The 21542-nt window shown below is 45.7% G+C and carries 16 protein-coding genes; 7 read left to right on the forward strand and 9 right to left on the reverse strand.

What is annotated here, in order from left to right:
- Positions 1-11 precede the first annotated feature (11 nt).
- Entirely contained in the window at positions 12-1193 is a 1182-nt protein-coding gene (locus D3H55_RS09785) for a glycoside hydrolase family 130 protein (protein ID WP_119546730.1), read from the reverse strand.
- On the reverse strand, positions 1193-2365 hold the full coding sequence (locus D3H55_RS09790) for an AGE family epimerase/isomerase (protein ID WP_119546731.1): 1173 nt from the start codon (positions 2363-2365) through the stop codon (positions 1193-1195). Before D3H55_RS09790 ends, D3H55_RS09785 begins: the two co-directional genes overlap by 1 nt.
- 261 nt (positions 2366-2626) lie before the next feature.
- Between D3H55_RS09790 and D3H55_RS24180 the strand changes: the two genes are divergently transcribed.
- A complete protein-coding gene (locus D3H55_RS24180; RefSeq protein WP_168413026.1) occupies positions 2627-2764 on the forward strand; it encodes a hypothetical protein in 138 nt (45 codons plus the stop codon).
- 197 nt (positions 2765-2961) lie between these two features.
- Here the strand turns inward: D3H55_RS24180 and D3H55_RS09795 are convergent, their stop codons facing one another.
- The gene (locus D3H55_RS09795; RefSeq protein ID WP_119546732.1) at positions 2962-4752 is read right to left on the reverse strand and encodes an ABC transporter ATP-binding protein; all 1791 of its coding nucleotides are present in this window, start codon (positions 4750-4752) and stop codon (positions 2962-2964) included.
- Positions 4753-4939: 187 nt separating this feature from the next.
- Here D3H55_RS09795 and manA point away from each other — a divergent pair, with 187 nt between their 5' ends.
- Positions 4940-5896, forward strand: coding sequence for a mannose-6-phosphate isomerase, class I (manA, locus tag D3H55_RS09800; RefSeq protein WP_119546733.1), 957 nt, complete (start codon positions 4940-4942; stop codon positions 5894-5896).
- Positions 5897-6072: 176 nt separating this feature from the next.
- Here manA and D3H55_RS09805 read toward each other — a convergent pair whose 3' ends face one another.
- The 5 genes from D3H55_RS09805 to D3H55_RS09825 all read right to left on the reverse strand — a co-directional run bounded on the left by D3H55_RS09805 (position 6073) and on the right by D3H55_RS09825 (position 14705).
- Positions 6073-6852 (reverse strand): transposase, encoded by a 780-nt coding sequence (locus D3H55_RS09805; RefSeq protein ID WP_119546734.1) that lies wholly within the window; start codon positions 6850-6852, stop codon positions 6073-6075.
- Positions 6853-7151: 299 nt separating this feature from the next.
- Positions 7152-8279 carry a glycerate kinase family protein gene (locus D3H55_RS09810; protein ID WP_119546735.1) on the reverse strand — a complete coding sequence of 376 codons (1128 nt, stop codon included), beginning with the start codon at positions 8277-8279 and terminating at the stop codon, positions 7152-7154.
- A gap of 60 nt (positions 8280-8339) precedes the next feature.
- Positions 8340-10031, reverse strand: coding sequence for an alpha-amylase family glycosyl hydrolase (locus D3H55_RS09815; protein WP_240628540.1), 1692 nt, complete (start codon positions 10029-10031; stop codon positions 8340-8342).
- 12 nt (positions 10032-10043) lie between these two features.
- Complete coding sequence (locus D3H55_RS09820) at positions 10044-12677, reverse strand: glycoside hydrolase family 38 N-terminal domain-containing protein (protein WP_240628541.1); 2634 nt, start codon at positions 12675-12677, stop codon at positions 10044-10046.
- 66 nt (positions 12678-12743) lie between these two features.
- The gene (locus tag D3H55_RS09825) at positions 12744-14705 is read right to left on the reverse strand and encodes a fructose-specific PTS transporter subunit EIIC (RefSeq protein ID WP_119546736.1); all 1962 of its coding nucleotides are present in this window, start codon (positions 14703-14705) and stop codon (positions 12744-12746) included.
- Positions 14706-15267: 562 nt separating this feature from the next.
- Here D3H55_RS09825 and D3H55_RS09830 point away from each other — a divergent pair.
- From D3H55_RS09830 to D3H55_RS09855, 5 genes are all read left to right on the forward strand, one after another.
- A complete protein-coding gene (locus D3H55_RS09830) occupies positions 15268-16011 on the forward strand; it encodes a MurR/RpiR family transcriptional regulator (protein ID WP_119546737.1) in 744 nt (247 codons plus the stop codon).
- A 127-nt stretch (positions 16012-16138) separates the two neighbouring features.
- The gene (locus D3H55_RS09835; protein WP_168413027.1) at positions 16139-16933 is read left to right on the forward strand and encodes a sporulation protein; all 795 of its coding nucleotides are present in this window, start codon (positions 16139-16141) and stop codon (positions 16931-16933) included.
- A 403-nt stretch (positions 16934-17336) separates the two neighbouring features.
- Positions 17337-18968 carry a M4 family metallopeptidase gene (locus D3H55_RS09840; RefSeq protein WP_119546739.1) on the forward strand — a complete coding sequence of 544 codons (1632 nt, stop codon included), beginning with the start codon at positions 17337-17339 and terminating at the stop codon, positions 18966-18968.
- A gap of 443 nt (positions 18969-19411) precedes the next feature.
- Positions 19412-19630, forward strand: a complete 219-nt coding sequence (locus tag D3H55_RS09850) for a DUF1659 domain-containing protein (protein WP_119546741.1) — start codon at positions 19412-19414, stop codon at positions 19628-19630.
- Between the two features lie 39 nt (positions 19631-19669).
- A complete protein-coding gene (locus D3H55_RS09855) occupies positions 19670-19885 on the forward strand; it encodes a DUF2922 domain-containing protein (RefSeq protein ID WP_119546742.1) in 216 nt (71 codons plus the stop codon).
- Positions 19886-20256: 371 nt separating this feature from the next.
- Here the strand turns inward: D3H55_RS09855 and D3H55_RS09860 are convergent, their stop codons facing one another.
- Positions 20257-21540 (reverse strand): SLC13 family permease, encoded by a 1284-nt coding sequence (locus D3H55_RS09860; RefSeq protein ID WP_119546743.1) that lies wholly within the window; start codon positions 21538-21540, stop codon positions 20257-20259.
- Between the last annotated feature and the right edge of the window lie 2 nt (positions 21541-21542).

Raw genomic sequence — 21542 nt, forward strand, 5'->3', positions numbered from 1 at the left:
ACTGGTAAATATTATTTGTTTTCCGATAAAAGAGTCTCGTTCCTTAAAATCAAATCTTTTCGCTGCTGAGCACATTCCAGTGAACGATATGGATCTTCAGGCGTATTGAATGTGTAATCCACCAGACGGTCCACTGTCATCAATGCCACATGCACCCTTGTATCACTTGAAGCGTAATAAATGAAGACATCATTGTTTTCATTCACAACCGCACCATTACAGAAGATGACGTTCGAAACATCCCCCACTCTCTCTTCATCATAAGGAGCGATAAAGTGTCCGCCAGGCTTGGCGATCACTTTCGCCGGGTCTTCCAGGCTTGTGGCAAATGTGTAGAGAACATAACGAAGACCAGCTGCTGTATTTCTTACACCATGAGCAATGTGGATCCAGCCTTTTTCCGTCTTGATCGGTGCTGGTCCCTGGCCATTCTTCACTTCATAAACCGTATGGTACTTCTTCTCATCAAGGATTTCCTCATGAGTGATGACAGGGTTAAGGATATCGCTGCATAAACCAAACGCGATTCCGCCGCCTTTTCCTGTAGAGATGAAACCATCCTGAGGGCGTGTATAGAAAGCATATTTTCCTTCAACAAACTCCGGATGAAGCACGACATTGCGCTGCTGCGGTGACGGCGTCTCGATATTCGGAAGCCTTTCCCAGCTTTTCAAATCACGTGTACGAACAAGTCCTGCTTGAGCAACGGCACTTGACGTATCGAATTCCAGTGCTTCAGGGTCCTTGCTTTCCGAGCAGTAGATCCCATAGATCCAGCCGTCCTCGTGCTGCACAAGGCGCATATCATACATATTTGTTTCTTCTTTATCGATATCTTCCCATGTAAGCGGAGTATCTACGAAGCGAAAGTTATCCATTCCGTTGTCACTCACAGCCAGAGCGAAGATCGATTTACGGTCAAGTCCTTCCGTCCGGACAACAAGATAATATTTTCCTTCAAAATAAAGTGCCCCTGGATTGAATGCCGCATTGATCCCCAATCTTTCCTGGAAAAACGGATTGGTTTCTTTATTCAAGTCGAAGCGCCAGTGCAGCGGAACATGGTGGCGGGTTACAACCGGGTTTTCAAAGCGGTCATATATGCCATTGTAAAAGTCCGTTTTCTTCTCGTTCTTCCTGCTTAAAAATGCCTCTTGCTTCTCTAACAGTTCATAATACTTTTCATGTATCATCAGTCATCCAACCTTTCCATCATTTCTAGACAAAATCTGGTGTTATGATAAGGAGTCTTCCACGGCTCTGCCACCGATCTCTCTGTAGGGGTTCCGTCCGCTTCCACAGACCAATACCACTCGCCGCCTTCACGCGGATCGACGATATTGCCGCTGATATAGGCCCATAACCCTTCCACAATCCCCTTGAACTTTTCATCATTCGTTCTCTGATAGGCATTCTGAAAACCGACTGCAGCTTCTGCCTGTACCCACCAGATTTTCGTCAGGTCACGTTCATCCCTGACCTCTTCATTCGCAAGCGATCCATCTTCAAGAACCGCGGTTGAAGCAATATTATAGGCTATATCGATCACCATTTGATTGTAGCGCTCTTCCTCAAGCCCCAATGCCTTGATGGCATCATCCAGGAGCCAGCTCGCTTCAATGTCATGGCCAAAGGATTGGATATCCAAGATCGAATTCCAGTTCCGATCAAAGAAAACACCTAGGAACTTCGTTTCTTTGTAATAAATCTTCTCATAAAATATATCCAGCAAATTTTGCAGGCGTTCTCTCATCCGCTCAGTCGGAGACGCGTTGAAAAGGTTTGTATAAGCCTCCAGAACATGAAGATGAGTGTTTGTCGTGATCTCAGCAAGGATGCCGTTCTCGCTTAGCTTTTCATTCGGAAGTTCATTCCACTGGCGGTCGAGCTCTTCCTTATAGGCATTGTTATCGGCACCGAATCCCTTTTCTTCTATCAGGTCAAACAGTTTGTTGGCGTATTTCAGCGCTTCCTCATTGCCTGTCGCCCGGTAGTACTCACTCAGGGCGTAGATTCCGAATGATTGAGTATAGACATGCTTTTGGTCCTCGAGGGGACACCCTTTATAATCAAGCAGCCAGTATAAACCTCCAAATTCTTCATCATAAAGATGATTCTTTAAAAACGAATAGGCATGGTTGGCGCAATCCAGGTACTCTTCACTGCCGGTGTGGCGGTAAGCCGCTGAAAATGACCAAAGGAATCTGGAGGCTGCAATGCCGCCTTTATCTCCTTCATGATTGACGGACAAATCGTAACGCACTTCTCCGAAAAAACCTCCAATTTGTTCATCTTTTAAGTTCATCCAAAATGGGAGGATATGATTGATTAACTCTTGCTTGATACTCTCTCTTAAGCAGTTCATAACGATTAACCCCCAGATATTTAGTTTATCGATAACTTAATATTTATGTTACTTTCCTATGGAGGTTTTGTCAATGATAATTAAAGCGATTTCATATAGTTGGGGCGTAATGCCTTTAAAAGAAACGGGAACTGTGGTTGTGGGTCCCGTTTCTTTTAAAGAGTAGTGGATTTCCGCTCCAGGCGCACGAATCTGCGGGGCGGGCATTGAAGAAAAAGTGGAAGCGGCCGTTCAGCGACGTACAGATTGGAGGGCCCTCGCATGAGATATAGGAAACACAACGAACATAGTGAGTTGATGTTGACTTATCGTAAGGAGAGAGACCGAAATCTGCTAGTCGCTAAGTCCGTTCCGGTGGGTACGGACCCTCGGCCGATGGATCTGGACGAGTCCCGCTAGTCCCGCAGGAACTCGTACACCTTTCGCACCAATCAACGCTTTTGAAAATACATTGTAGAGCTTATTTATAAAGATCCTGTAATCGTTTCATTGTCATTTTTATCGTTTAAATACTCTAAAATTGAAAAGGATTTACACTACAATCAGGTTCTAAAGTTTTATAGGCAAACTAAACCCTTAAAGTACAAACATAAATCTTAATTCTGCATCTGCTTCAGTTTATGGAAGTGCCCTTGTTTTTCCATGAGCTCTTCATAGGTGCCTACTTCGACACATTTTCCGGCTTTCATAACGACGATACGGTCAGCGTCGCGAATGGTGGAAAGTCTGTGGGCGACAATGAATGTAGTACGTCCCCTGATGAGTTCCTGTATGGCTTGCTGAACCCTGTACTCTGATTCATTATCAAGAGCAGAGGTTGCTTCATCGAGAAGGATCACTTCTGGGTTTCGGATGAGCGCCCTTGCGATTGCAATCCTCTGGCGCTGCCCTCCGGAAAGCTTCCCTCCATGCTCTCCGATGCGGGTATCTAAACCTTCAGGCATCTCGCTGATGACGTCTTGGAGGTTCGCCATTTTTACAACCCTTTGAATTTCTTCTTCCGAAACATTTTCCACCCCATACGCAATATTCTCCCTAATGGTGCCGGAAAATAAGACGGTATTCTGTGGGACGACAGCAAGCTTCTGCCTGTATTTCTTCATGTCCAACTCTTCGAATGGCGTACCGTCAAGCACGATCCTGCCTTCAGTCGGCCGGTAAAAACCAATCACCATGCTCAGGACAGTTGATTTTCCCGCCCCCGATTCTCCGACAAAGGCGATGCTCTCACCAGGTTTAACGCTGAGGTTGAAATTATTTAATACGTGCTTACTCGTCCCTTTATAACTGAAGTGGACATTTTCAAAACTGTATTCCCCATTTAACCAGGATAGGTGCTTTTTTCCTTGGTATTCGGCATCCTCATCTGAAAACAGTACTTCTGATACAGAGATGACTGATTCATATCCTTTTGCCAACTGGGGAAAAACATTAATGATTTGATTGACACTCATAAGGATTGATGTAAAGTATGCCTGGTACATAGCGATGTCCCCTACCATAATTTCTCCATTATAAGCAAGAAGTGCAGTGAAGATGAGACAGAACATCTGAAACGATTGGAAAACGACCCAACCGGATGCACCAAATAATGCTTCTGCCATATCAAGCCGATACCCTTTTCCCTTTAACTGCTTTAAAGTATGGTCGGTTTTCTTGATCTCCAGGTCTTCCAAGCCATGCGCCCTAGTAACGGGGATCATCGTGACGGTTTCTGCCACCTGCCCCGACATGGTTTCAATCTCTGTACGAAAATCCCTATTTTTTGTCTGCAGACTTTTCTTGAAACCAAACACCAGCAGCAATGCAACCGGAATCACAAGGATAAAGAATAGCGCTACCCATCCATTCTTATAAGCTGTCACTCCAATGGCCACTGCCACATTCGTCAATGCCGCGGAAAAAGTGAACATAAATTGTTTTGAAAGAGTCTCGATGTTCTCTACATCTCTCAAAACTTTTGACTGAAGCCTTCCCGACCGGAGATCACTGTGATAAGAAATGGAGAGATGCTGCAGCCTGCGCACCATCGTACTCCTCAGGGCAGCTTCCACATGTCTGGATGCCTTGCTTAAAAAGCTGACATGCGCTACCTGCGATAAGATATTCTGGCCAATGACCACCAGCACTACCGCAAGATTGATCCAGAGCTCAGACGTATTATGCTGTTCAGGTTCACTGGCAATATTGATCATGTTGGCTGTCACAATCGGGATCACCCAGACAGGTGAATGCTTAATGATGAAAAAGAAAAAAGATAATACGATATTTTTAAAATGGCCTTTGTACATCAAATATAAGGTGTGAAAAACCTTTTCCTTTTTCCCGCGATTATTCTTGAACATGGATTCATAATCGAAAGACGGCTCACCTTGCTTGTTTTTCATGAGGCTTCCCCCTTCATATCTTTTCTTTAAGATATTATAGCGGATGAAAGGGTGAATGAATATATATTTTACTTAACATTTTATTTATCGATAACTTATAAAAGGTGTTTTTCCCTCTTTATTCTTTCTTCTACGGCAAGTATGGTACTATTATTTATAGAATAAAGAAAAACTGGAGGAAACATCAATGTACAATGAACCAATCTTTCTACAGCCTGTATTCCAGGAAAGAATCTGGGGGGGGCAAAAGCTGAATACTGAATTCAATTATGAAATCCCCTATAAAAAAACAGGAGAAGCATGGGTCATCTCAGCTCATCCGAACGGACCAAGCCTGATTAAAAATGGACCTTTAGAGGGAAAAACGCTTGCAGATGCCTGGAACAGCCATGGCAGTCTTTTCAATAAAAAAGCGGATAACAATGAAGAATATCCACTGCTGGTTAAAATCCTTGATGCACATGATGATTTATCTGTTCAGGTTCATCCCAATGATCAGTTCGCCCAAGAGGTGGAAGGACAGCCTTACGGTAAAACGGAGTGCTGGTACGTGCTTAGTGCAGAACCGGGCGCTGAACTTGTCCTTGGCCATCACGCCCGGACACGTGAAGAATTGGAAAAGATGATCGATAACGGAGAATGGGATGACCTGCTAAAGAAGGAAAAAGTCCAAGCTGGTGATTTCGTCTATGTCCCGAGCGGCACGATACATGCAATCGGAAAGGGAATCGTCATCCTTGAAACCCAGCAAAGCTCTGACATCACCTACCGTGTCTATGATTACGATCGCACCGATGCTCATGGCAGCACGCGCGAACTGCATTTGGAACGCTCCAAAGAAGTAACAACGGTTCCTCATCAGCCGGCAGACACCAACCAGGAGACAGAGGTTACTGGTGACCTTACCTCCAAAAAATTAGTAGAAGAAAAATACTTCACCGTTTATCATTGGACACTTAGCGGAAAAGCTGAACAAAAACTCTCCAGCGACTTCCTGCAAGTCAGTGTCATTGATGGAAATGCCGATATCACGGTCGGTGAAAAGACTTATTCCATTGAAAAGGGAAGTCATTTCATCCTGCCGCAAGGTGTGGAAGACTATGAACTTTCTGGGAATGCTCAGTTTATCGTTTCTCACACTTGATGCCTGGTAAAGGAAAAAGACGAAACAGGGGGACGGTCCTTTCGGTGCAAGCATGCATTAAGAGAATACCAGCATAAAAAAAGACGATCAATCAAGATCGTCTTTTTTTATGCCATGAACAAGGGAACAACAGGACTTAAGTGGATGCATCAAGAGAACCGTCCCGCTGTACCACCTTAAGCTCTCGTAACAAGTGTGACAGAAACACCCAATATTCTTGCAGCCTGTCTATGAGACACACCAGGAACCATTTTTACTTCTCTTAAAAAATGATCCCTTTGTTTTTTTGCCATGCTTTTAACGTGTGCGATTTCTGTGGACGGCAATACCTTTTTAATTTTCTTTCTTGCCTCGTCATCTGTCAGTCTAAATTGATTTTTCTCCGTAAATTCCATGCAGGCATCAATATTTAAAACCTCATTAAACTGTCTAAAAGGAATTTTGCCATCCTCACTCTCAGCCGCGAACATAAGGAGTACAGGTTCGCTATTCAACAGCCCTGCCGGAAAAGCTCCGTTCTCATAATATCCCCGACAGTTGCTCCATTCCCATTCAACCGCATGCTTCACCATGCCTGCTTTTAGAGGGTTTTGGTGAATGTACCTCAAAACAGTCAGAAAGTACCGCTTGGATTCAACCACTTCACTTTTGTATCTGTTTTCAAAGAAATGACCAGAAGTTTTGTACTTCCAATGATAGTAATGCACGTAACTGACCCCTATACGCTTCATAGTGATGGAGATATCTTCCGCCCCCTCTTCCACTAATAAATGCACATGATTATCCATGAGACACCAAGCATAGACTTTCAACCCAAATAGCAATGCATACCTTTGCAGCGTCTTCAAATACGTAATCCTGTCTTGATCATCATGAAATATTTCCTGTCTGTTGATACCTCTGACAATAATATGGTAAATTCCGGTTTTGCTTTTCCTTCTTGCTGCACAGGGCAAGACTTATCACCTCAATTTACAAATTGGGATTTGACCGAATATTGAAAAAAGAGAGAAAGGATTAATGAGTAGAGAAAAAACGCAGCGACGCTGAAGAAAAATTAAACGCTCTAATAGGAATAACAAAGAGGCTCTTTAGGAGGGATAACTAACTATACAAAATTACAGAGTAAAACGTCAGAAAATTCAATGTTTTTTAAAAAGAAAGAGGGAAAGAAGGGAAACAGCAGAAACAGGGGGACGGTCCTACTGGTGCAAAATGCACCAGTAGGACCGTCCCCCCGTTGCCCCCTGCTCCACTACATCAACCTAGCAACCTGCCCAGCCGTAACCCCCACCTGCACCCGGGTCACTTCCGGCTGCAAAGCTTCCTCCAAGCTCCGGCACTCCGTTTGAATCGAAAACACAGCATCCAGATGCTCGTTCAACTCCCGCAAGCCGGAATCAATCCTCCCCGCTATGCCAATGACTTTTTTGCCGTGCTTCCTGGCAAGCCGGGCAACTCCGACAGGAACCTTTCCCATCAAGGATTGCCGATCCAAACTCCCTTCACCTGTGAGCACGATATCCGCTTCCTTGATCTTCTCTTCCAGTGAAGTCAGCCCCATAATCGTGTCGACACCTGATTGCATTTTGCAGCCCATAGCCGCCAACAGTCCACCGCCGATCCCGCCGGCAGCACCAGCCCCTTGCACCTTCTGAACATCAATCCCATAGGCGTCCTCAAACAAAGTTGCCAGCCTTTTCAAACCACCATCGAGCTTCACTATCTCCTCTGGACTGGCCCCTTTCTGCCCGGCAAAAATATGGGCCGCACCATTCTCTCCATAAAAGGGATTCGTCACATCACTGGCAATACTGAATGAACAATCCTGCAGTTGAGGGAGCTTTCCATCATCTGAAAAGGAGGCGGTCCTCAAAAGCGGATTCCCTTCGTAACCAACTGCCTCTCCATCTTGATCAAAAAACGTCCAGCCCAATGCTTGAAGCATGCCAACCCCGCCGTCATTTGTCGCGCTTCCGCCAAGGGAAATGACAATATGGCGGTGTCCGCCCAGTACCGCATCCTTGATTTGTTCTCCCAGCCCAAAAGTGTTGGCCCTCATCGGATCCCTCTCGCCAGGGGCCAACATTGGCAGACCGCTGCTTCTGGCAGATTCTATATAAACCGTTCTCTTCTCATCATCCAGCACAGCATATTTTGCTGTGATCTCTCTCATCAATGGGTCATGGACCGCCACTTCTTTTTCTTCCCCGTTAATGCAGGCAAGCAGCGCATCTATTGTTCCTTCGCCGCCATCGGCCATCGGTGAATTGAACACCTCCGCTGCAGGAAGTGCCTCCAAAATGCCTTTTCGCGCTGCTTCCCCAACTTCATAAGCAGAAAGCGATCCTTTATATGAATCGGAAGCTACCAAAATCTTCATCTTTTCTCACTCTCCTGTAAAAAGGGCCGGCGCTAATCCAGCAGCCGGCACGTTTTCTTTTTATTCTTTTATCCACATAAACTGATAAGGGGCAAGCTCTGTCCTGCCGCTTATCTCCTTGCCGCTCAATAGATCCTTCCCCTGTGCAGGAAGATCTGCACTGACCGTACCGGAATCAAGATTAAGGATAAAGTAAATGACTTCATTTCCATCAACAGACTGTCTCTTTAATGCGAATAAGTTCTCTCCCATTTCAAGGACTTCTTGCTCTGCATAAGGAGAAAAAGCTCTTTGCTCCTGGCGAATGGAGATCATTTTTTGCAGTCCTTCAAAGATCCCTTTTCGGCGCGGGTTCGTTTCAAGCTCTTCCACAATCGTTCCAAGCTCGAGCTTTTCTCTGTTGATCCGGCGGTTGATTCCGGACTCTTCCACTCCCTTTTGGTCGTTTTGGGAGCCTAATAGGGAATGATAATATATGGCCGGAACACCGATGAACGACAACAGGATACTATGCGCAGCCAGCATTTTCTGCACTTGGATTTCCTCGCTTTGGTCTTCTTCAAGATTCATAAGGGCATCCGAATAATTGATGTTCATCTCATAAACAGACTGGCTGCCATCACTATTCGTTTTGTAGGAAATGCGACCGCCGTTTTGCTTCACCTTTTCCACAAGCATGTTTCGTTCCTCGTCCGTAAGGATCCCTTCTGTCGGCCTCATTCCAATTCCGTCATGGCTGGCCAGGAAGTTGAAATATGTTCCTGTATCGGAAACTTTGTGGATGGTTTTGGCCCATTCCGTAAGCTTCCTGCCATCATGGGTCGTCAGGGAATGGAGCACTAACGGAGGCAGCGAGAATTGATAGACCATATTCGCTTCATTCGTCCCGTCTCCCAGGTAGCTGATATTTTCCTTGTGGGGAACATTCGTCTCCGTGATAATCTGCGTGTTCGGTTGGAAGTAGTCGACGACTTCCCTCCACAACTGGATAATCGCATGTGCCTGCGGCAAATGAATAGACGTTGTCCCTGACTCCTTCCAAATGAATCCGATTGCATCCAAACGGATACTCGTTCCGCCCTTGCTCACATAAGAAAGCAGGATATCGGTCATTTCCAGTAAGACTGGGAAGTGGCGGAAATTCACATCCACTTGGTCTTCACTGAATGTGGTCCAGGCCGTTTTCATCCCATCATCGCCTTCGTACTCATGGAATAAAGGAGATGTTCGCGGGCGGACAACCTCACTTGCATCAAAGCTGTCATCTTTCGGAATGAAATAATTCCTGTATTTCTCTTCTCCATTAAGATAGCCTTGGAACCAACGACTGGATTTAGACATATGGTTCGCGACAAAATCAAACATCAATCTGTAGTCCTTTGAGAGGTCCTCAATATTCGCCCAATCACCCAATTCAGGATTAATCTCGCGGTAATCTGTCACTGAAAAGCCGTCGTCGGATGTATATGGAAACATCGGCAGCAGGTGAACATCTGTTATCGTATCCTTCACCTTTTCTTTTAGAAACGTGTGAAGCGACTCTAACGCCGGTTTGCCTTTTTCAAAGATGCTGTCTCCATAGGTAATCAGGTAGACATTTTCTTCGGAAACAGGCTGAAAACCTTCACTCTTCCTGGCTGACCACTTTTCGATCAGCTCCTGAAATGAGGTAAGATAATCATCTCGATACTCCTGTTCATATATCCGTTTCAGCTTTTCTTCAGCGATTTTCATCAGATTGTCTACTGTCATGCTGTCACCTTCTTATCCTAGTTTTAATGTGAGATGGCTCTTCGGTCTAATGATCAATTCCTGATTCTCTAAAACTTCTTCCCCAAGATTCGTCACGGTTACTTTTTTATATGGATGAACAAGATTTACCGACTGCTCCTTGTCCGTCGGGTTAAAATAACGAACAATCACAGAGTTATCATCATAAGCACGTTTGCAGCTACTCAAAATCAACGATGGGTTGTCCTGCTCAATTAATGAAGCAGCAGGCTCCAGCTCTTTCACCGGATACGGAATTTCGAACCGCTCCAATCTTTCCTCGAATGTGTTGAGGGATTGCAGCTGATAGGAAGTGAATCGGCCAATGTAGCTGTTGGACATTTGGAATAGCTGTTCCGGTTCCTTCTCTCCAAAGTAAAGAGCATATTCAAATATCATTTCTTGTTTCATTTGAGCATCCGGTGTTCGAACGACCTTATTGTTGATTCCAGAAGCTCGACCCGGACGCCATGCCAAATCGTCTTTTCCAAGCAGCCCGACACTTCTGAACAGTGTCAGGGCAAGCTCGCCGGATTCGCTCAGAACCTCATATTCCTTGATGCCTCTCGTGATTGCGACAAAAGTAACCTCTTCCTGGTTGATTCCGGCAAAGTTTTCAAGCGGATAGATGGAAACCGGGGCTTCCGCAAATCCTTTTTCCTTCCAACCTTGCAGGCGCGGATTCTCAGCACTTCGTTCAATCAAGCCAAATCCTTGATCAGCAAACGTCTTTTCAACATTCCGAACGCCTGTATTCAACAGCACCCTTACACGGTGATCTTCTGCTTCGTTTTGAATTTGGTGGCATACACGGACAACCTGTTCTCCGTTTCGGACCTCCAGAGTGGTGGTGATAACAAGCGGCTCACTCTGATGACCGGCTTTGCGCTCTTCCACCGCTGCAGGAATCAGTCCTTCATGCTTAAGAACCCACCGCTGTGCCAGTTCCCCTTTTTCTACTGATAATAGTTCAGCCTTCTCGATTACAATCGCTTCATCTTTGTCCAAGGGAGAGAAATCGTAAGAGTCTCCTGCATCGCCAACGTTCTCAAAGCGCAGCAGGTTCTCCACTGTTTCTCCTGTGGTCTTATTGGTTAAGGACACATTTTCATTCGTCCATGTCAAAGCCAGCAGTTCATTTTCAATTCGCTCATCAGCTTTGCCTATTCTTTGCTTCAGAGCCTTCTCTGTTTCATCGACGAGATAAGTCTGGTATCCCATCGCCGGAACCTCTTTCAATTCTGCCAGAACGACCGTCCGATAGTAACCGGCTACCTCGACTTCTTTTTCGCCTTCAGCTGTCACGACAATTTTCTTGCCTCCGCTGATGTACTCCTGAGCGGCCTTCTCAATGCTAACCTTTTCTCCGTCCAATGCTGTTAATGAGAAAGCTTTTTCTCTAGTGAATAGAACCAGCTCAGCCATGCCGGAGTATTCGGTTGTATCGGTATTAAAGAAGACAAAGATATTTTCTTTTCCAAGCTTGTTGCTGATCGCCTTGGAGATCTGTTTTTTCAAGATATTGATCAATCCATCAGCAGTCCGCTCGACCTTCTCCAGGCGCTGCATAATGTCACGGTTGGTGTCATCGGAATTACAGCCCCCGATGCTGTCGTGGGCATGGACATCAAATAGCATCTTCCACATCTGATCAAGCCACAACTGAGGATAGCGGAATCCAATGCTTTGGGCAGTGACGGCAAGAGGCTCAAGGATATTTAGAAGCTTATGTTCCACATCATAATTGCCTTTCTTGATATCATAGCGCTGGGAACGGATCGTATTATGGATCCGGGATTTTTGCGACGCAATCAGCTCGCCCTCGATGACATTGGTGAACTTGTTTCCATCTTCCCAGGTCTCCTTCATGAACGTCTCATAATCGGACAGAACAAACTCATATTCCTCACTGTCTTCGTTCAACTTTTTGATCGTCTCCGGAAAATGTTCCCGGACAAGAACCTGATCGCCGCCAGCAGGCAGGAGCAAGTTGTCACTACTCTGATTCATCTCTGCAAGCTTCTCAAGGATCGGATATAGACGCTCTTCCCTATATTCCTCGGAAGCCTCCAAAAACTTACCTGGACCATAGCCAAAATAAATATAGTTGGCGTTGACGCTTTCTCCATCAGGGGACTTCCAATTGAAATTCAAATCACCCTTCATTTCATCTGTATAAAGTCCGCGCTGCAGGACGCTGTTATCAATGCCGAATCCTTTAAAAATAGACGGAAGGTATTGATTCTGGCCAAAAATGTCCGGGAGGTAGCCGGAATTCATGCTGTGGCCGAAGCTCTTGGAAATCTTCGTTCCGTATAACAGATTGCGGATGATCGACTCCTTGTGAACAAGCAGGGAATCGGTCTGTGTATACCAGGGTCCGATGAACAATCTTCTGCTTTCAACCTGAGCCTTCAACCGTTCGCGATTTTCAGGGCGGACTTTGAGGTATTCCTCGACAATGCTCGCCTGGGCATCAAAGACATATCCTGTGTAATCCGGGTCGTTCTCCAGCACATCAAGCAAATGGTCGAGGTTTTCTGCCAGCAGTACGTTTGAATCTTCTATGGTAAAGTACCACTCACGATCCCAATGGGAATGCGGTACAACATACACACGTTTCTTCATAATGATCTCCTCCTGAAAACGGAAAGGGTGCCCCTGTCCATTTCTGCACCGGGCACCACGTTTCAATTATTGTTGTTCATTCTTTTTGATAAGAGCAAAACGGATAAAGATATTGGCGAATGCGATGAACGCCGCACCCACAGCAAGACCAATCAGATAAGCTGCAATGTTTTCAACGAGCGGCCAGCCCCAAACAGCAGGCAGCGGATACCATTGAACCGCACCAAGGAGGACAGCTGTAACTGCACCAAGTATCGCACCGATGATATTGATTGGAATCGTGATCAATGGATTCCGGAGCATGAATGGAATCGCCCCTTCACTGATGGCGATGAAACCAAGTAACAAGGATGTATTTCCGGCAACACGAAGGTTTTCGTCAAAGACTCGGCGTCCTACAACATATTTATCGATGACCGTTGCCAATCCAAGACCGATCGGCGGAATGACAATCGCCAGTACACGCGCCGTAAGCGGGAAGATCTGATCAGCCGCCAGACCGATGGCAATCGCACCGGCTGCCTTATTGATCGGCCCACCAAGGTCGAAGGCAGTCGCTGCCGCGATAATCGTTGATAGTACTACACTTCCGGAATCCTGCGCACCCTCGATCCAGTTGCGCAGAAGTGCATTTAATCCCCCGAATACAGGGTCGATGATATAAAAGTTCAAGAAGAAAATCGTCAGGACGGATATAGCCGGAATGATCAGCATCGGCTTCATCGCCTGAAGATTCTTGCTCAGTTTGATTTTTTCATTTAAAAACTTGGCCACATAACCAGCCGTCAGTCCAAGAATCAACGCACCAAAGAATCCAGATGGAATACCGTCTTCAATTCCCCAGAACGTATAGTGAAGGCCAGCTGCGAACACACCGCCGATAAAACCGGAAACAATCCCAGCCCTGTCAGCAATCGCATAGGCGACAAAAGCACCGAAGATCGGGTACATGAACTTAAAGATCAGTCCGCCGAATTTATCCAAGTGGTGCAGAATGACAAATAACTCATTGGAGTGTGTGGCATACTCAGGATTTTGAATACTGTCAACCAGTCCAAACGGCATTGCCGCAAGCTTGGCAATTCCCATCATCAGCCCTGCTGCGACAATGACCGGGATCATATAAGAAATCCCTGTCATGACCGCTTGTGCAACTTCAGCCAGGAAACCTTGCTTATTGCTGCTTCCCATACCAGCGGAATCTGCATCTGCATGGTCAGCCGTCACCGTCCCATCCGGATTATTCAACGCGCGGTTGATGATCTCTTTTGCACTTTTTAACGGCTCGGCCACACGTGTCTGCACATAAGGCTTGCCTCTGAAGCGGTCCTTATTCTTAGCAGCAACATCTGTTGCGAAGATTACTGCATCAGCTTCTTCAATGATGGAACCTTTATGTTCCCCTTCAATTCCATTGGCACCTTGCTTTTCAGTAAGAACACGGATACCCATTTCACGTCCGGCCTTTTCCAAAGCCTCCGCAGCCATATAGGTGTGGGCAATCCCTGTGGCACAGGCTGTTATCGCCAATACCGTTTTCGTATACTCCTGGCTGCTTTCTTCTTCCTGATCTTGCTGGTCAAGAGCTGTTAGGAATCCCGCAGGAGTGGAGGCACTCATCAACCCGTTGATATAGCTGCTGTCCATTAACCTTGTGCTGAGCTCGGAAAGAATATTGAGATGCGTCGTGCCCGCTTCCTGATCTGGAATCGCCAGCAGGAATACAAGTTGTACTTCATTGTTGGGATCGATGCTTTCCCATGTAGTGATCGGCTTTTGCAGTCTGGCTACCGCGAATGCAGCCTTTTTTACCGCACTGCTTTTCCCATGAGGTATAGCCAAGCCTGCTTCAAGTCCTGTTGGTGACATGTTCTCTCTGTCTAGTACTGCTTGTAAATAGTCTTCTTTTGAAGTTAAGATACCGTTTTCAAAAAGGGCGTCGACAAGTTGTTCGATGACGACCTGTTTAGATGTGGAATCTACATTGAATAAGACCAGGTTTTCGTTGGTCATTTTTCTAAGTTCCATTGAGGTTCACCTCTCTATGATAAGTTTGATAATTTTGTATGAAATCCCTTACAATTCAGTTATAACACAGAAGGTGAGGGTTCAATTGTACAGGCAGTGTACAATTGTACGGAATGTAATCCTTTTCATAAAATTAAGGATATTAATTGGTCCGTTGATTTCCGCTCCAGGATTCACGACTCCGCGGGGCGGACGCTAAGCTTCCTCGGCTTTGCCTGCGGGGTCTCATCTGCCCGCTAGTCCCGCAGGAGGTCGTGCCTTCTTCCGCTCCAATCAACTCTGTGCGTATTACAGTGCCACTACACTTCTCGGATTACACCGATTCATTAACAACGTACCGCTGCACCGTCCTTTTTGTATATAAAAAAGATTACTTTCTAGAACTACACTTAAATGGAAATGATCGATCTTTCATCTTTATGTATAAGCTTTCATCTATTATTAAAGTGCTCTGGTATTAAAAGTATCATCAACCTAATTACTTACCCTCTTTTCTTTTATTATGGTTTCTATTAGTGAATGCTATAATAGAGGAAATCATATGTGTAAAAGGGGCAGCGTTATGGGAAAGGTTTTGGATCGGTTTTCGAAGTTTGTTGGGGAGCTTACTTATTCTGAGAAGCATGTGCTGTATTATGTGGAGGAGCATCTGGAGAAGGCGAAGCAGGAGTCTTTGACGAAGATGGCAGAGAGCAATAATGTCAGCACGACGACGATTATCCGCATGTGCCACAAGCTTGGTCTTGAAGGGTTCTCTGAATTTAAATATCTATTGAAGGATATAGATGAGAATATCCGTCCTGCGGAAAATATGCTGGAGCGGTACAGCCAGGATATGGAGAAGACACTGAGTTCCCTGCGTGTGGAAGAGCTGGAAAAGATCAGCGGGCAGATTCAGCAGGCAGACCGCGTCATGATTGTGGCTGTAGGGTTGACAAAAATGATGGGGGAGTATTTCAGCAAGCTGTTCATGCAAGTTAATAAACCTACCTCCTATGTCTATGAATCTCATATCATTGACCTGCTGCCGAATATGGTTCAGCCTAAGGACTTGGTCGTTTTCATCTCTTCCAGCGGAGAAACCAAAACGATTGTGAATGCTGCCGAGAAAATCCGTTTCAAAAGTGCAGATACTTTAGCGATCACTAACTCAGCAGACAGCACACTTGCAAGGACCACAAGGAATTCAATCAGTGCCGATGTCCAGCGGGTCCAATTCGGCGGTTATGATTTGACAGCCCGGTCAACGATTGTGGTTCTTATTGATTTGATTTTTGAGTTTTATTTGAAGAAAGTGATGAAATAAAAAGGGGGAAACAAGGGGACCGTTCTTCCGGTGCGGAATGCACCAGGAGACAGAACCGTCCTTCTGTATCTTCCCCACCCCCAATCTATGCTACGATAAAATCAACAAACGAAAGAGGTGAATGGATTTGTCACTATTCAATAAAGTCGTTGCAAGCCTGGGAATCGGTTCAGCGAGAGTGGATACGAAGCTAAAGAACTCTTATATTCAACAAGGGGAAATGCTTGAAGGAGTGATTGAGGTAAAAGGCGGAAGTTCCGATCAGCGGGTAGATGCGATTTATCTCAAACTGATGAGCATGTACGGACACAAAGGCAGCGACCGCCTTTCGCCTGGTGTCGTGATGACCCACAAGCTCAATGAGCCGCTTACAATCTCGAAAGGACAGAGAATGGATATCCCGTTTTCGTTTCAAGTACCGCTGTACACACCTGTCACAATGGTTGACCCGGAAACTCAGAAAAACGTCCCGCAGGTCTGGATAGAAACGGGGATGGACATCAAAAATGCGGTAGATCCAAAAGACCGGGACGAACTATCTGTGGACCCTTCCCCTGTCCATGAAATCCTTATTGATGCCATCAAAGTCATCGGATTCAAGTTTCAGCAAATGGAGAGCCAAAGAACACCGGCCTGGGTCAAAACGAAACGTCCATTTGTGCAGCAATATGAGTTCAGACCGGTTCATAAATACAGCAGGCTGCTGGATGAACTTGAGATTTACATCCTCCAGAACGAAACCGAAACGACCGTCTACTTTGAAATTGAAGAGCGAGGCAAGGGTGCTATGGGAGCCTTGAAAGAAAGATTGAACCTGGATGAACACCGGGGAAGCCTGACATTCAAAAATGAGGATATCCTGGAGAACAGAAGCCGGATCAGCGACGCGTTTGAGGAGAAAATTGATGAGGTTGTTTCTTAGTTGAATATATGCATAATTATACAAAAAACCCTAAAGCGAAGGGGGCCGTTACTCGAGAAGAGCGGCTCCTTTGTTGTTTTTCATGGAATTTAAATAAGATACATTCCGTTCCCTCTTCCACACGTCTGCCTGCGCCTTCCCAACTCTACCTCTATTAATAGCAGGCTGTGAATTGCCCCCTTCCTCCATTCCTAGAAAACTAAAAAATGAGATTGAGTGAGATACGATTAGATAAGGATCCCATTTATTAAGAAATTGACACTTAAAGGGATTTTAGTAGTCTTAATTATCTGAATTTTTGTATATCTTTTTTAAGAAAAATCAACTAAACTACTCTTAATCGCGCGGGTTACTGAATTACTAGTTTTGAAAAATTTAGCCATTAAAAGGAGCTTGACTGTCCATGTCAAAAAAATTAGTAACGATTGCTCTTGGTACTTCACTGGTATTTGGTGCTGCCCTTCCCTCGGCTTTTGCCAGCTCGATCTCTGATCATTCTTCAGCGAAGATCGAAGCCGCAAAGACGATTATGGAAAAACAAAACGATAAACCTAAATTCTTCTCTGCCAACCTTTCAAAGTCTGCTGTAAAAACAGAAAAGGAAGTAAAGAAACTATTAAAAGCAAACAAGGCTGCCCTGGGGATCGACCCTTCTGCAGAATTGACTTTGCTTGAGACCACTACAGATGACCTTGGCATGACTCATTATAAATTCTCTCAATCTGTAAAAGGGATCCCTGTCGATGGAGCCATTTTTACCGTGCATACGGACAAAAACAATGTGATGGCGAATGTATCCGGCCAAGTCTATCCTTCTGCGGCTAAAAACCTGAAGAAGCAGAAAACCGAGATCAGCAAAGGGGAAGCTGTGAACCTGGCCTGGAAGCACATTGGGATCACTGAAGCCGACACACTCCCGAAAGCTGATATTGCCTTGGACTCTCCTAAGAAGAGCGAGGTGAAAAACACGACAGTCAAGAAGGACTTGGTCGTTCATGAAAATAACGGGCAATTCAATCTGGCCTACAAAGTCCAGCTTCAATTCATAGAGCCGTATGGTGCGAACTGGCAGGTGTATGTAGATGCGGTCAGCGGAGACATCCTTGAAGCTTACAACGCCGTAACGGATGCTGCAACCACTGGCTCAGGAACAGGGGTGCTGGGAGATTCCAAGCAGTTGAATACGTACTCTTCAAACGGAACGTACTATCTTTACGATGTCACAAAACCGATGAACGGGGTCATTGAGACACGTACGGCAAACAACGGGACAAGCCTTCCGGGGTCCTACTCTGTCGACAGCAATAACGCCTGGACTGCCACCTCACAAAGAGCGGATGTGGATGCCCACGCTTACGCCGGAGCTGTATATGACTATTATAAAAACACGCATAACCGAAACAGCTTTGATAACAACGGGGCCACCATCCGCTCGACGGTCCATTACGGTTCAAGATACAATAACGCTTTCTGGAATGGATCCCAAATGGTTTATGGTGACGGTGACGGGACGACATTCCGTTCGTTATCCGGCGCGAAAGACGTGGTCGCCCACGAAATCACGCATGCCGTGACCGAACGGACAGCTGGCCTGCAATATCAATACCAATCAGGCGCTCTGAATGAGTCGTTCTCAGATGTATTCGGCTACTTCCTTGACCCTAATGATTACCTGCTGGGTGAAGACGTCTATACGCCGAATATCTCCGGTGACGCCCTGCGCAGCCTTTCCAATCCAGCCAAGTATGGCCAGCCGGAGCACATGAACAATTATGTCAACACTTCTTCGGATAATGGCGGAGTCCACACAAACTCCGGTATCCCGAACAAGGCAGCCTACAACACCATCTCAAGCATAGGCAAAGCCAAAGCGGAAAAAATTTATTACCGAGCGCTGACCGTCTACCTGACACCGACAAGCAACTTCAGCTACGCACGTGCGGCCCTGCTTCAATCAGCTGCCGATCTTTACGGCAGCGGAAGCACTACCTACAATGCTGTTAAAACGGCTTGGGACAATGTGGGTGTGTATTAATCCGATTACTTGAATAATTACACAAACTTTAAAAAGGACTCGCCGATTGGCGGGTCCTTTTATATTTATCGATTTTAGCGGGCGGTAAAATGGCTTGTCTCTTTTCAGCATCCCAGTTAAAACATTAGATAGATTGCCGATCAACAGGGGATGTGACCATGGCCGTATATTTATCTCCCATTGAGGGTACTGCCCCCTCCTACCCTGGAACTGAAAAGGAACGGAGACGGAACGCAAAGAGAACAACAAGAAGAATGTAAAAGAATTAAAGAAAGAGAGAAAAAGAGAAAGATCCGCGGAGAGTCCCTCCTCCTTTCGTCCAAAAACAAATGGGCATCCTTCTTTTCAATGCACATTTCCGCATCCACTCTGAAAAAAATCAATTTCATGGTGTCCTTTTCTTCCCATCCTCCCTAAATAGAGGGTGAAAGGAGGTGAGGCACATGGCAACGTCAGATTTGAAAAGCATCAAACTCAGAATGGTTTTTGATAACGGCATGGACGAAAACGGCAAGCCGAAGTACTCCAACAAGACTTACTCCAATATCAACAACGCTTCGACACCTGATGAAATCCATCAGGCTGCCCAGGCACTAGCAGGACTTAGCAGCAAGCCGCTTATGAACATCGAGAAGAATGACAGTTACGACATCAATGCCTAATTAATTGTTCAAGATACCTAACGAAAGGGGGATGGAGAAATGGCTAAAGCATTGGAACTGCAATTCCTTACCCAGGCAGGAAAAACAGCCCGGATTTCAATTGACGAACCGGTTGAACCGGTAGATACCGATCAAGTGAAGCAGGTAATGGACACGTTAATCGCCACAAATGTTTTCCAAAGCACCAGCGGCGCGCTAGTATCAGCTGATGGCGCTCGTGTGGTCGAGCGGAACATCACGGAATACGAGGTTTAATGATGAAAAGGTGCCCGCAGCTTTGGCTGACGGGCACTTTATTATGATACTCTTTTTGAGTTATGCATTGAAATTAGGTGGTTATGCATCGAACTTTGGGAGTTATGCTTCTAAAATGAAAGTTATGCATCAAAACCGGTTGCTTTTGCATCTAAATGAACAAGTTATGCATCAAAGCAGCTTTTATGCCCATCCTCGGCGGGACAGGGCGGGACAGAGGGACAGGTTCATTGTCCCATAGAAACGCCCCGGAATTCGAAAAATCCCGGGGCGTTCCTGTTACATATTTATTGCTCCACAAGCAGCTGAGAATCTTTTTTCGCATATTCACTCTATCACAGCTTTTCCCACGCACCGGGGGACAGTCCTGATTACGGAAACATTATCATGGCACCTACACATATCATGACAATACGGACAAGGTACATAGGTATTGAGAAGACCCAGAACTGCGGAAGCTTGTATTTCCCCATTCCCAGAATCATGGCAGGCATCCCATCGATTGGCATGTAGCCCCCATTCCATCCGGATATGACAACTGCAATTGCAGCGGCAGCAGGGTTCATTCCCAAACTGATGCTGGTTGCAATGGCGATTGGTGCAAAGATGAATACAGAACCCATATTAGAACCAGTAAATGTAGCACAGGTACTAGTCAAAAGTGCGAAGATTAAGATAAATAAAAACGGATTGATATCATTACCCAGCGCGTTCGCTACAGAATCACCGATCATAGCAGTGAACCCAGAGTTGGCAAGAGCATCCGCAACGCCGATAACACCAGCCATCATAATGATGACAGGAGCACCCATATTATCCCGGACTTCCCTGAAGTCCAGCACATTGATCATGAGCAAGAATGCCCCTGCAATGCCGGGAATGACAAAGGCCGCATTGCCCAACACGTTCATAAGCATCATACCAACGACACTTATGAGAAACGCAGCAATAGTTGAGTATTCTTTCCATGCCGGCATGTAAAAAGGCTCAGCAGTCGCCGCCACCTCTTCATAGGCTGCGGCTTCTTCATCCATAAGAGGATGATCCGGCAGGAGACGGTAAGCAATCAGGCTCCAAGCCAAGAAACCAAGTGAAAGGATGAAATTCACCACTGCAAATCTCGTCATGGACAGCCCGCCGGTATAACCAGCCGTTTCCAGGACGCTGACAGTAACACCGTAAAGGAGTGCTACGTTGAAAGGAATCAAAGGATGGTTAGTAGCAAACCCCAGTGGCATCATCAATTTGGACGTAGGCATTTTTTTATTGTAAGGGATCGTAGAAATCAAAGATAAAATCAGGACATAGTAACCAGTGGAACCTGTGCCTGCTAAACTGGCACCAAGCATAACGACCACAAGTAAAAGAGCATAGCTTTTGTAACCGCCCTTATTGACTAAAGAGAGCATTGAGGACTGTACCTTGCCAATAAGGCTGGTCTTCATAAGTCCCGCCATCACAACCATAAAGCCGGCGACCATGACAACGCTCGGATTCACAAAACCAGCGAATGCCTCCTGAACAGTAGAAAGACCGGTGACTACGAGCAGCAGACAAGCCATTAGCGGCGGTGCGCCGAATGCAAATTTGTCTGTCATGATCGCTACAATCATCAAAATTAAGATACCCAGGGCAAGAATCATTTCGATTGTCATTT

It is taken from the genome of Bacillus salacetis (assembly GCF_003581585.1).
GTDB classification, from domain to species: Bacteria; Bacillota; Bacilli; order Bacillales; family Bacillaceae_B; genus Rossellomorea; species Rossellomorea salacetis.